This is a genomic window from Chryseobacterium sp. (assembly GCF_041914225.1).
GTDB lineage: Bacteria > Bacteroidota > Bacteroidia > Flavobacteriales > Weeksellaceae > Chryseobacterium.
In genome coordinates, this window is record NZ_JAYSDT010000023.1 from 1 (window position 1) to 13030 (window position 13030).

At 35.9% G+C, this 13030-nt stretch carries 11 protein-coding genes; 1 reads left to right on the top strand and 10 read right to left on the bottom strand.

Going from position 1 to position 13030, the window contains the following annotated elements:
- Positions 1-525: 525 nt before the first annotated feature.
- Positions 526-1656, bottom strand: a complete 1131-nt coding sequence (gene dnaN, locus ACE3RB_RS11755) for a DNA polymerase III subunit beta (protein WP_002977980.1) — start codon at positions 1654-1656, stop codon at positions 526-528.
- Positions 1657-1840: 184 nt separating this feature from the next.
- Here dnaN and ACE3RB_RS11760 point away from each other — a divergent pair, with 184 nt between their 5' ends.
- A complete protein-coding gene (locus ACE3RB_RS11760; protein ID WP_002977978.1) occupies positions 1841-2197 on the top strand; it encodes a diacylglycerol kinase family protein in 357 nt (118 codons plus the stop codon).
- A 140-nt stretch (positions 2198-2337) separates the two neighbouring features.
- On the opposite strand, the gene ACE3RB_RS11765 is transcribed toward ACE3RB_RS11760, so the two are convergent.
- From ACE3RB_RS11765 to ACE3RB_RS11805, 9 genes are all read right to left on the bottom strand, one after another.
- The gene (locus ACE3RB_RS11765; RefSeq protein WP_374464384.1) at positions 2338-2796 is read right to left on the bottom strand and encodes a GyrI-like domain-containing protein; all 459 of its coding nucleotides are present in this window, start codon (positions 2794-2796) and stop codon (positions 2338-2340) included.
- A 410-nt stretch (positions 2797-3206) separates the two neighbouring features.
- On the bottom strand, positions 3207-3539 hold the full coding sequence (locus ACE3RB_RS11770) for a gamma-glutamylcyclotransferase family protein (RefSeq protein WP_374464385.1): 333 nt from the start codon (positions 3537-3539) through the stop codon (positions 3207-3209).
- Positions 3539-4168 (bottom strand): SGNH/GDSL hydrolase family protein, encoded by a 630-nt coding sequence (locus tag ACE3RB_RS11775; RefSeq protein ID WP_374464386.1) that lies wholly within the window; start codon positions 4166-4168, stop codon positions 3539-3541. Before ACE3RB_RS11775 ends, ACE3RB_RS11770 begins: the two co-directional genes overlap by 1 nt.
- Positions 4169-4514: 346 nt before the next feature.
- The gene (locus tag ACE3RB_RS11780; protein WP_374464387.1) at positions 4515-4928 is read right to left on the bottom strand and encodes a ribonuclease inhibitor; all 414 of its coding nucleotides are present in this window, start codon (positions 4926-4928) and stop codon (positions 4515-4517) included.
- A complete protein-coding gene (locus tag ACE3RB_RS11785; protein ID WP_374464388.1) occupies positions 4909-8604 on the bottom strand; it encodes a phosphoribosylformylglycinamidine synthase in 3696 nt (1231 codons plus the stop codon). Before ACE3RB_RS11785 ends, ACE3RB_RS11780 begins: the two co-directional genes overlap by 20 nt.
- A 183-nt stretch (positions 8605-8787) precedes the next feature.
- Positions 8788-9768 (bottom strand): WG repeat-containing protein, encoded by a 981-nt coding sequence (locus ACE3RB_RS11790; RefSeq protein WP_374464389.1) that lies wholly within the window; start codon positions 9766-9768, stop codon positions 8788-8790.
- 48 nt (positions 9769-9816) lie between these two features.
- On the bottom strand, positions 9817-11244 hold the full coding sequence (gene purB, locus ACE3RB_RS11795; RefSeq protein WP_374464390.1) for an adenylosuccinate lyase: 1428 nt from the start codon (positions 11242-11244) through the stop codon (positions 9817-9819).
- Positions 11245-12162: 918 nt separating this feature from the next.
- Positions 12163-12306, bottom strand: coding sequence for a hypothetical protein (locus ACE3RB_RS11800; protein WP_172617142.1), 144 nt, complete (start codon positions 12304-12306; stop codon positions 12163-12165).
- 293 nt (positions 12307-12599) lie between these two features.
- On the bottom strand, positions 12600-13025 hold the full coding sequence (locus ACE3RB_RS11805; RefSeq protein WP_374464391.1) for a hypothetical protein: 426 nt from the start codon (positions 13023-13025) through the stop codon (positions 12600-12602).
- Positions 13026-13030 lie beyond the last annotated feature (5 nt).

The following is a 13030-nucleotide window of genomic DNA, read 5'->3' on the forward strand; positions in this document are numbered from 1 at the left end:
TCCCTTCAACTTCAAGACCGATATCTGTAAGGAACTCACCGATTCTTTCAGTTTTTAATTCCGTTTTTACAAAGTCCTTCAGCCAGTTGTTTGATATTTTCATTTGTTAATCTATCTACTTATTTAATTCGTCAGATGAATTGGGCTCATCTGCTCAATTTGAAACTTTTACTTGAAATTGCACACCTTATACAAGTGTAATTTTTCGAGCTACAAATGTCGTGTTTTTTTGAGAAATAGAGAAATTTAGAAACAATTTTAAGATAATAAATTTTCGTTAATCTTTTCAATTTCCTATTTAGAATCTATTTGTTCATATGATTTTAGCACAACACGAATAACTCTAATGATTCACCAATAACATCATACTTAATTGTTTGTTTTGTGCCATTTGTAAAAGTTTGTGTAATTTGTGTATTCTGAGACACATATAAGAAAAAACTTTTACTATTTTTTGCAGAAACAAAGTAATGAAAAAACAAAAGCTGGAAAAATCCAGCTTTTTTAATTTATCTCTTATTACTATTACAATCCGATTACCGGCATTGATAACATTAATATGTTTTCGTTTTCTTCAAGACCGTCAACAGGTTCAATGATACCTGGTCTGTTTGGCTGAGACATTTTCATCGTGATATCGTCAGATCCTAAGATGGTCAGCATTTCAGTTAAGAATTTGGAACTGAATCCGATATTGATATCTTCTCCGTTGTAATCACAAGGAATCTGCATGTCTGCTTTGTTTGCATATTCAGTATCTTCTGCATGAAGGTGAAGAATATTGCCTGAAAGCTTGAATCTTACCTGGTTGGTAGATTTGTTAGACATAATAGACGCCCTTTTGATTGCTCCTAACAAAAGATTTCTGTTGATTGTCAATACGTTTGGATTTTCCTTTGGAATTACCGCAGTATAGTTCGGATATTTTCCGTCGATCAATCTACAGATCCAGATATGTTTACCAAAAGTAAACTTAGCCATGTTCTCATTGAAGTCGATAGTAACGTCTTCATTGGAACTTGCCAGGATATTTTTGAAAATATTAAGAGGCTTTTTAGGCATGATAAACTCCATCGGTTCAGCATTCATAAGGTCTGCTCTTTTGTATACCACCAGTCTGTGGGAGTCTGTAGAAACGAAATTGGTTTCATTTTCTCCAAACTGGAACAGTACTCCTGTCATTACCGGACGAAGAGAATCGTTACTTGTAGCGAATAGTGTGTTTGTCAAAGCTTCAGACAGCACTCCTGCCGGCATCGTTACACTCTGTGAAGCGTCGAATTCCGGTAATTCGGGATAGTCATCAGCATTGTCTAATGCTACTGCGAAATTATCTTTTTCATCTAAAATCTCAAGCTGGCTTCCGGTTCCTTCGGCATTGTCTTTTACAACAAATGTCAGAGGCTGTTCACCATAAGTCTTGATAAAATCCTGAAAAATTTTAGCAGGAACAGCAAATTTACCTGTGTCATCAGACTTTACTTCCAGGGAAGTAACAAGAGTTGTCTCGCCGTCAGATGCTGTAATGGTAACATTATTTCCGTCTAATTCAAAAAGATAGTTTTCTAAAATCGGTCTCGATTGAGAGCTTGATATTACGCCACTTACAGTTTGCAAAGCCTTCTGCAGTTCACCACTTGAAATAATAAATTTCATAGATTTATAAAATAAGTTTCTACAAATATAATAAATAGATACAATAAAGAAAAGAATATTATGGAGGAGTTTTTAACAAAGATCCTTAATTTGTTTTGAGCCTTGATATTATACTTAGATTTCTGCGGATATACATTTTTTTATCAGATACAAAACCTATATTTGTGAAAAAACTTCGAAAATCATGCAAAAACCTCCCATCCATAAAAGTTTTCTCAATGCTTTCAGAGGTGTTTTCATGATGATTAAAACAGAAAGAAATTTCCAAGTTGAACTTTTTATATTCTTCATCAACCTTTTCTTTATCTTCTATTTCAGACTGAACAATACGGATGCAGCATTGGTTTTCATCGTCTCTTTTGCTGTTTTGAGTGCTGAAATCTTTAATACCGCTGTTGAAAAGATATGTGATATCATCCAACCTGATTTTGATAAAAGAATAGGCTTTATCAAGGATATTGCTGCCGGAGCTGTAGTTCTGACAGCCATTGCAGCGGTAACTGTCGGAATTCTGGTGTATTGGAAATATGTTTTCAGCTGAGCCGGAAGAAAGAACCTGGAAGCTGGAAGTTTTAAACCACCCCGTCAAAAATTCTTTGAATTTTCGCCACCCCTCCGAGGGAGGGGAATTTCACGTCTTCAGTTCAAAAGTTGTGAAGGCAGGAAGTTTTTGCTTTTTCCTTATTTGACAGCGATGAAGATATCTACTTCAGCGTCTGAAGGATTTTGTGCTTTTTCTCCATAGACTTCAAAATCAGCAGTAAATAACCTGTCTAAATCCATATTCCAGATTTTCACCCACTCATTGATCACTAAGTCTTTTGAAAGATCTCCTTTTGTAGTAAATTTTATGTAATCTCCACCATCAAAAGAATAGCCAACCATACCTTCCGGGATGTTCTCAAGATTTTCCACTTTACATCCAAGAACTGTAGTATAAGGTCTGGTATGGTCTTTTTCGTAATCAGTGTAAATAGAATAGATGGTATTGTCTATCCTGTTCGGAATTGAATGGAGGACATCTTCACTGATCATTTTTTCCCATAATAAAGGGATATCTTTTCCTGCCTGTCCATTTTCGTTGGTTGTTCTTACCGAGATTCCGATCACATTAAAAGGACCGACTTTTACTTTATTCATTTTTTTGATTTTGTTATGGAACAAAGATAGGAACAGGTTATGACAGGTGTCTGTCAGCAGTTTTTTAAGTTTTGGCTGAAGCCAGTGGATTTGTTTTATAAAGTAAGTGGGCTAAAGCCCACTCCTATTGAATATTTACTCGTGATATTTGTATAATATTAGTGTTATTAGTGTTTAAATGCATTAAAACGTGTTTCAATTATCCATAGCCTTTGTCCATTCCGTTAGGAATCTAACTGCATAACTATTAATCTGTGAGTATATGAAAGTATAGATTCCTTGCTTTGCTCGGAATGACAAAGAGAGCGTTGATCAAAGATAAAACTATATGAGTTTAGTGCTTTTAATTCTTGTTGAGATTGCTTCGCTTTGCTTGCAATGACAGTATGGGATGTTTTAAAGATGAGAAACTATTTTCCGATATAAATAAATCCTTTCTTTCCGGATTTAAAAATGGTTTCAATTCTTTTGTAGTCATCCACTTCATATTCGTCTGCCTGAAGGATTTCCGCTTCGGTCACCTCAAAAAGCATACCTTCTATCTGATCAATATCATTACCTGAAAACTTTAGCACCGGATGGTATTTCTGCCCGCTTTTTCTTAGTACTTCGGGATCTTTAATCTCAAGCATATGAAGTTGATATCCGGATAAAATATCTCTTTCTCCCTCTAAAAGTCTTCCGAAAGTTTCAAGCTGCACCTGTTCTTTCTGCAGGGTTCCGTAAGAAAACAAATAAGCCATTATAAATATTTTTCAATAATTGGTATAGCTACTTCAGCCATCATTCCATAGCCTTTTTCGTTGGGATGTACTCCGTCTGCAGATAATAAAATTTCCTTATCTTCCAGAAAAGCAGAATAAAAATCAATATACCCTAACGAATGCTCCGCAGCAAGATCTTTAAGAATCTGATTGTAGACAATCACTTCTTCATTGGTTCTCAATTTCCCTGAACTTACCACAACTCCGTTTACCTTTTCAGAAAAGGGCAGAATACTGACAAGATAAATTTCATTGGAAAACTGTCTGGCATGGTTGACAGCCGTCGTAATATTGTTCTTAAATTTTTCAGGTTCTACAACCTGCTTCCCATCTTTTACAGCAAGATCGTTAGCGCCATAGCTTAAAAAAATAATGTTCCCGTCAGCAGAATTTCTGGCTTCCAGCTCGTGAGGAATTCTTTTGAGTAAGCCTTCTGTGGTTTCTCCACCTATTCCGAGATTGAAAAGAATCAGTTCATCTCCGTTTCCTTCATGAAATTTCTGTAAGGCGTATCTTTTCAGGATATCTACCCAGCCTCCAAAAACACCGTCATATTCCCCATAAGTAATGCTGTCACCGAAGAACAGCCCGTAAGTAATTTTCTTCATTCAATTCTTATTGTTTCCTTTTTGTTAAAGTAAAAATAGTGAGAAAAATTATTAATATCTTTCAACTTGCGTAGTTTTTAACGCAAAAGGCGCTAAGTATTTATATTTAATTCTTATGTTTTCGTTCGCAAAGGCGTTTCACACAGCAATAGATCAATCTGTGCCCTATTTGAATAAACTTTTTTGAACCATTAAGATTTTTGAAGGGGTGAAGAATAATTAAGGCAACAGCTAAAGCTATTATTAAGCAGCCTGCTTCATTCATCATTGATGAATCTTAACTTTACTTAAAAACTTTACTATTCTTAATGGTTTAAGATTCTAATTACACATTGCTTATTACTTATCATTCCAGCTTCAATGCAATATTGCTATGTGACTGTATAATTTCTACCAGAATATCAAAGAGAGTCTGCCCTTTTCCTTCGGTCAAATCATCTAATTTCTGCTGAATCAATTCTATGTTGAATGGTTTTCCCTGTCTGATTTTATTGTTGTAGAATTCACGAGTGGCATCAAAGCCAAGGTCTTGTTTTGATTTTTCTGATTCTTTCCAGATGATTTCAATTTCTTCTTTATTTTCGAATACTCCAAAACCACCGTAGAGAATATCATCAAAGCCATCAAGCGTTCCTACCTTCCAATCCGCATCTTTCATCATGACGCTGGAAATTTCCTCATAGAAACCTGCCAAAGACGAAAAATGACCGCCATGGATGACGATCATTTTTCTTGTATTGTTATTTGAAGTATTCAACACCGTTTTTGAATATGTTGTGATAATTCGCAGTTGGTATATTTTTCATGAGACCTTCAGCAAATCGTTCCGGGTGTCCCATTCTTCCGTAGATCTTTCCACATGGACTGGTGATTCCTTCGATTCCGAATAATGAGTTATTCGGGTTGAACGGCATCCCGTGGGCAATGTTTCCATCAAGATCAATATATTGGGTTGCAATCTGCCCGTTTTCATACAGCTTTTTGATTTCTTCTTCTGAAGCCATGAAACGACCTTCACCGTGAGAAATCGGAATAGTGAAAGTCTGATCTTTCATTCCTTTTAACCAAGGGCTTTCGTCATTCACTACTTTCACAGTAACCATTTGAGATATATGTCTTCTGATCGCATTGTGAGCTAGCGTTGGAGAGTTTTCATCCAGATCTTTGATTCTTCCGTAAGGCAGCAATCCTGATTTCACAAGTGCCTGGAATCCGTTACAGATCCCAATGATCATCCCATCTCTGTCTAATAATTCATGAACTGCATTTTTCATTTTCTCGTTTTTCAGAACGTTTACGATGAATTTTGCAGAACCATCCGGCTCATCACCCGCAGAGAAACCTCCGGAGAATGCCAGCATCTGAGAAGTTCTGATCTCTTCTACCCAGGCATCAATACTTTCATCCAGTAACTGGTGATTGATATTGATCAAAGGAAGACTGCTTACTATCGCACCTTCTTTCTGGAATGCATTCAGTGTGTCATACTCACAGTTGGTTCCCGGGAATACCGGAGCGAATACTTTTGGCTGAGCAATTCCGTGTTTTTTAATGATGATATTTCTTGGATTGATTGAGTTTGATTTTTCATCAATTTCAACTGTGATCTTTTCTTTTTCAACTGTTGGGAAAAGGTTCTCGAATGTGTTTGTATTAGCAGATACAAGATCTGTAATATTAAATTCAACACCATTGATTTTTACAATACCAGAGTCTTTTACTTCTCCAAAGAGTTGAAGAGCAACCGAACTTAATTCTTCTTTTGCTTCAATGATTAAGCTACCGATATTTTTAGCCAATAAAACATTTTCATCGGCATTGATCTCGGCACCTAATCTGTTTCCGAAGCTCATTTTTGCTAAGGCTACTGCAAGACCTCCTTCTTTCACTGTTTTCACAGAAACGATTTTTCCAGCTTTGATGTTTTCAAAAATAAATTCGAAAACTTCTTTTAAAGCATCATAGTTTGGAAGTCCGTTTTCCTGGGCAATGTGATTGAAGAAATACAGTTTGTTTCCTGCGTTTTTCAATTCCGGAGAGATGATATTTTCTTTGTCTCCGTTGGCACATGCAAAAGAAATCAGGGTTGGCGGAACATTCAGATCCTGGTAAGTTCCACTCATTGAATCTTTTCCTCCGATGGCAGCAAGACCTAAATTGATCTGAGCATCGTAAGCTCCTAAAAGTGAAGCTAAAGGTTTACCCCATTTTTCAGGGTTTTGCCCTAATTTCTCAAAGTATTCCTGGAAGCTCAGTCTGATGTTTTTATAATCACCTCCCATTGCAACGATCTTCGCCACACTTTCCACTACAGCATAAGATGCTCCTAACAGGGAGTTTTGTTTTGAAATTTCAGCATCGAATCCCCAGCTTGCCAAAGAAACGGTTTTAATATCTTTTGCACCTAAAACCGGTAGTGTCTGCACACTTCCTTCCATCAGCGTCTGCTGGTATTTTCCTCCTAAAGGCATTGCTACTGTTGTGGCCCCGATTGAAGAGTCGAACATTTCAAGCAATCCTTTCTGGGAAGCTACGTTTTTATCTTTTAGGATGTTCAGGAAGTTTTCTGCTGTGAAAGTTTTTGTTTCTTCTTTTACTTCTTCAAGGTGAGTGATTTTCACTTCCTGGGATTTTGAACATCCGTTGGTATCTAAGAACGCTCTTGAAAGGTCTACAATTTTGTCTCCTTTCCAGAACATCTGCATTCTTCCGGAATCTGTCACTTTTGCTACTTCTACGGCAACAATGTTTTCAGCTTCACAGAATCTGATGAATTTTTCTTTATCCTGAGGATCTACCACGACAGCCATTCTTTCCTGAGATTCGGAAATCGCCAGTTCGGTTCCGTTTAGTCCTTCATATTTTAATGGTAATACATCAAGGTTTACTTCTAGAGAGTCTGCAATTTCACCGATTGCCACAGAAACACCTCCTGCTCCGAAGTCGTTTGATTTTTTGATCAGCTTCGTTACTTCAGGATTTCTGAATAGTCTCTGAATTTTACGCTCTTCTACGGCATTTCCTTTCTGAACTTCGGAACTCATGGTGTGGATAGAAGTCTCATCCTGTTCTTTTGAACTTCCGCTTGCTCCTCCTACTCCGTCACGACCTGTTGCACCTCCTAAAATGATGATTGAATCACCATTGGCTGGTTTTTCACGTCTTACCCAATCTACTGGAACAGCTCCGGTAACGAAACCTACTTCCATTCTCTTGGCTTTGTATCCTTCGTCATAAATTTCAGAAACCATCGTTGTCGCAAGACCGATCTGGTTACCGTAAGATGAATATCCGTTGGCTGCCTGTTTCGTAATTGTTTTCTGAGGTAATTTTCCTGGTAATGTTTTATCAACCGGTTCCAAAACGTCTGCAGCACCTGTTAATCTCATGGCCTGGAATACGAAAGATCTTCCGGATAAAGGGTCTCTGATTGCACCTCCCAAACAAGTAGATGCTCCACCGAAAGGCTCAATTTCCGTTGGGTGATTGTGCGTTTCGTTTTTGAATAATAAATACCAGGGCTCCTTTTTACCGTCATATTCTGCTTCGATCTGAATGGTACAGGCATTGATCTCATCAGAAATTACAAGGTTTTCAAGGTTTCCTGTTTTATGGAAATATTTTCCGCATACTGTTGCCAGATCCATTAAGGAAATCGGCTTCAGCTCACGGCCTAAGAATTTTCTTTTTTCGATATAATCATTGAAAATAGTTTCCAATGTGTGTTTGAACTGACCTTCAAACTGAATGTCTGACAATTCTGTTTCGAATGTCGTGTGACGACAGTGATCACTCCAATACGTGTCTAATACTTTTAATTCTGTTTCCGTAGGGTTTCTTTCTTCAGTTTTGAAATACTCCTGAATGAATTTCAGGTCATCCAATCCTAATGCAAAACCATGGTTGTTATAGAAGGTTTCAAGTTCTGCATCATTAAAACTGATGAAGTTTTCGTGAATGATTACTTTTGACGGTGTTTCTTCTGCAGGAATATCCAGAATTGATAAGTCTTTTTCCTGAGATTCCACTTTGTTGATCAGAAGGTCTTTGATTTTAACCAGATCTGATTCGGAAACTCCTTCGAATTCGATCAGTTTTCCACTTCTTACTTTTGATTTTTCATTTTCTGTCAGCAAAGCGATACACTGCTGCGCAGAGTCTGCTCTCTGATCATACTGTCCCGGTAAAAATTCCATTCCGAAATGAATAGACTTTGCAGGGTTTTCTGTATGCAAAATATCAGTAACAGGGTCTACGAAAGTGTTGTTCACCACTTTTTCAAATTCTCCGTCGTTCAGGTTGAAAATATCATACACATTGTATACTTTCACGCTTTGAACTGCCGGGACAACCGCTTTTACTTCATCAAAAATTTTTGGACTTTCAACATCGAAAATTCCTCTTTTTTCTACGAAAATTCTTTTGTTATTAGACATTAGATGTCAGATTTTTAATATTAGATTTATTTTTCTTTTTACTTTTCTGAGTTAAAGCTTCTTTCTTTAAACCCATCTATATTGGAAATTTTTGAAAGAGATTTTCTCTCCAGCCATTATTCCGTACAAATTTAAAGGAATAAGTCGTATTTTCTTCAACTTTGAACCCTGGAATTTCCAATTTTATCTGTTTATAAATTTGTTGGGATTATCCTTATGTTCTTTCTGAAAGTCCTCTGCATTTTTTATTTCTTCTTTCAACCAGTTTTCGAAAGGAACTTTTTTATCATTATAATCTTCTATGGCATAAAATATTTTACCATCTTCTGAGACCAGGAATTTGAAACGATAAAGCATATCCAGATCTCTTTTCCTGTAATCATAAGTATTTATCTGATAATAGGGAAAATTTTCTTTTGGCCTTTCTACAATTTCAAAAAACAGATTCTTTTCTTTTTCAGACAGTTTATTGTAAAAGTTCACATAATAAAGATCTGAAAGTTTTTTCTTCTGCTTTTCAAAGAACTGAAGGATATTCTTCTCTTTTTCATTGTACTGAAACAGATTCGGGTAGTATTTACCCTCTATTTCAACATCCTGAGCTGTTGGTTTTGTTAATGGCTGAACAATTTGTCCTTTGACATTCATCACTCCCCATTTCCCTCCTACAATTGCTCTATGCTCATCTCCGGTTTTCTCCCAGTCACAACCGTCACAAAACGCTGCGTATCCATAATTAAACGGAGCAACGAAATCATGTTCAGCTTCAATAACTGTTTTTGCATTTCTGTCTACAAATCCTACCTTTCCGTTTTTAACGAATCTTCTCAGCCCTTCAGAGAAATAATCTGCTCCATTGTCGTAAGAATAGGGCTGGTAAAGAAGATTTCCTTTTCTGTCAAAGACAACTCCCCAGGAATTTTTCTCAATTTTACTTTTATCAGCCAGAGAAGAATCAAAAAAAACAGTATTATTTGTACTCTCAACAATTTCGTTGTCTTTCATTCCTGTAAGATTAATAAACTGCGCCGGAATAATAATCTCTCCTTTTTGATTTTTCACCCCCACCAAACTGTCCTTGGAAATAAAATATTTTAACACCTCTTTTTCCTGAGAAAAAGACATGACTGGCATCAATAAAATGGTTAAAAACAGTTTTTTCATAGTTGAGGCTGGAAATAAAATATGCAGCCGAAAAGACTGCATATTGTTTTATACTTTAAGATCAGCTTCCAATCCTATTAAGTCTTTGTTTTGGTCTATAATCGGCTGTACCTCGTTCTTGACGAATTCCTCCGTCTGAATCGGCGCGAAACCAATAAAGTTTTTAGGATCTAAAACTTCTTTCAGTTTTGATTTGTCTAGTTTTAAAGAATCATCGTTTAAGATTCTCTCTATAAGGTCATTTTCTTTTCCTTCCTCTTTCACTTTTTTGGAAGCTTCCATAGAATGAACTCTGATCACCTCGTGGATTTCCTGGCGGTCACCACCAGCTTTTACCTCTTCCATGATGATGTATTCTGTCGCCATGAAAGGAAGTTCTTCCATAATATGTTTGTTGATTCTGTTTGGATATACTACGATTCCGTTCAGGATATTGTTCCAGATCAACAGAATAGCATCCACCGCTAAGAATGCCTGAGGAATGGTTAATCTCTTATTTGCAGAGTCGTCCAAAGTTCTTTCAAACCATTGTGTAGAAGCTACCATAGCAGAACTTGTCGTCAGAGACATTACATATTTTGCCAATGCCCCGATTCTTTCGCTTCTCATTGGGTTACGTTTGTAAGCCATTGCCGATGAACCGATCTGGTTTTTCTCGAATGGTTCTTCAATTTCCTTAAGGTTCTGAAGTAAACGTAAATCGTTTGTGAATTTATGGGCAGATTGTGCAATATTTCCTAATAAAGCAACTACTTTCGCATCAATTTTCCTGTCGTAAGTCTGTCCGGAAACTCCGAAAACCTTATCAAAACCAAATCTTTTTGAAAGTTCTTTATCTAAGTGTTTTACTTTGGAATAATCTCCGTTGAAAAGTTCAAGGAAACTTGCAGCAGTTCCTGTAGTTCCTTTTACTCCTCTGAAACGAAGTGTTTCAAGGAAGAAATCCAGTTCTTCGATGTCAAGAACCAAACTCTGTAACCAAAGGGTAGCTCTTTTCCCAACTGTTGTCAACTGAGCCGGCTGGAAGTGTGTGAATCCTAAAGTCGGAAGGTCTTTATACTGAATAGCAAAATCTGCTAAGTTTTTCATTACGTTAACCAACTTTTTCTTTAAGATTAAAAGTCCGTCACGGATCTGAATTAAGTCCGTATTGTCTCCTACAAAAGCTGAAGTTGCTCCCAGGTGGATAATTCCTTTTGCCGAAGGCGCCACATCCCCGTAAGCGTGAACGTGAGCCATTACATCATGACGGAATTTTTTCTCATACTCTGCTGCTTTCTCATAATCGATGTTTTCAGCATTAGCTTTTAACTCAGCGATCTGCTCGTCTGTAATTTCAAGTCCAAGGTCTTTTTCGATTTCAGCAAGAGCTATCCAAAGCTTTCTCCAATTCTGGAATTTGTTACTATGAGAGAAGTTAAATAACATTTCTTCACTGGAGTAGCGCTCTTCCAATGGATTTTTGTAGGAATTCATTCGTTCTTTTACTTTTTAGATGTACAAAAATACGGTTTTTCAGTGAGAGATGAAAATCCAGCTTTGATGATTTTCATTCATGATTTTTACTTATACTTTTGTCTTGAACCCAAAGTATGCAAAAGTTCAAGACGGGAATCATCCGCTAAAAATTTTAATGTTCTCCTAAAATTTCCAAACCCGCATGGATCATCCGGTTCTGCTTCGGCTCTGAACAAGTCCCATGCTCAGACAGTGGAAATTTTTTAACGGATTACATTCAAATTTTCTTAACGCTCCTGGATTCCTAAGTCAGATATTAACGCAATAACCTACCTTTAGCATTGAATTGTCATCATCAGAAAAACCAGAAAAGTTCCTAAAACAGTTACAACTATTCCTAATATGTTCAGTGCTAACATTATAAATTTACTTCTTAAGCTTTTGAAAAATGTTGCAACTGCAGGAAAAATAAAAACATTTGAAATCATTAGTAGGATAGAAAAATTTAAGCCTCCTTCAAAGGGGCGAAAACCATTTCTTATTATGTATATATTTACCAGTAATATTATAACATTCAAAAAAATAATACAAACAGCAAGAATATAATTGGTTCTGGATTGCACGAAGTTCTGTAATTAAGACTGCAAAGTAACATTTTTTTCCAATTATACTTTTACCTTGAAGTAAAAGTATACAAAAATTCAAGACGGGAATCATCCGCTAAAAATTGGAATGTACTCCTAAAATTTCCAAACTCTCATGGATCATTCGGTTCTGCTTCGGTTCTGAACAAGTCCCATGCTCAGACAGTGGAAATTTTTTAACGGATTACATTCAAATTTTCTTAACGCTACTGATTCCTAAGTCGATTGGTAGTGAGTACATAAAAAAGCTATCTCATTTCTGAGACAGCCTGTTTTTACTATTTTTAATTAGTTAATCAATAATAAGTCCGCAAGGTGATCCTACCGGAATGCATTTTTTTTCAAATGAGCACCAGAAGTATCCTGCAAGACACATCGGAATACCTCCCTGAACAGTTTTTAATTCTCTTTTCGAAAGTTTTCTTAGATTTTTCATAGTAACATTTTTTTGATTTTTCTCCTACTCTATATGCTTTTCGGATTACGCTTTAATTTGGTAATACAATATACAGATTTTTGGAATACAAAAACATAACTTGTTCATTTTATACAATTTACAATGATATTTTTTTTATTAACTTTTGATGATCATCATTATTCAATATAGCTTCTTGAAACAAGGAATAAAAAACCTCCGCTGTTGCAGAGGTTTTGTTTTATTTGTGGGCACGAGCGAGACGCTCGCGCCAGCGGGAATATCAAATAAAATACATTAAGTACTATCTTCTTTTATTTTTTTAAAATTGGATTTAATATTTTTGTTTCAAAAAATTTCTTTTCCCGGGTATTTTCCTCATCATCATTCTTATTTATTTCTATATAATCCTTGTTTTTATCTATATTTTTATAAATTCCAATAAATGCAAAATCCGTTTTAGTGGAATCAACCGCCTCTCTTGTCCAAGTACAATAAATTTTACTATTTGCATAAAAAGAAATAAAATTCCAATGTGAACTTTTTCCGTCTCTAATATTATATTTATTCGGAACTATAAACTGTGGATGCTCTTTCTTAAATTGATCAATATCATTTAAAAAAGAAGCCTCTTTTTTATTTATAGTATAAACTTCTGCGTAAGGATAACTACCAGCACTAAAGTAATTACAAGAATATAAGCAAAAAGTCATAAATATTAAAATAATTATTTTTTTCATATGTT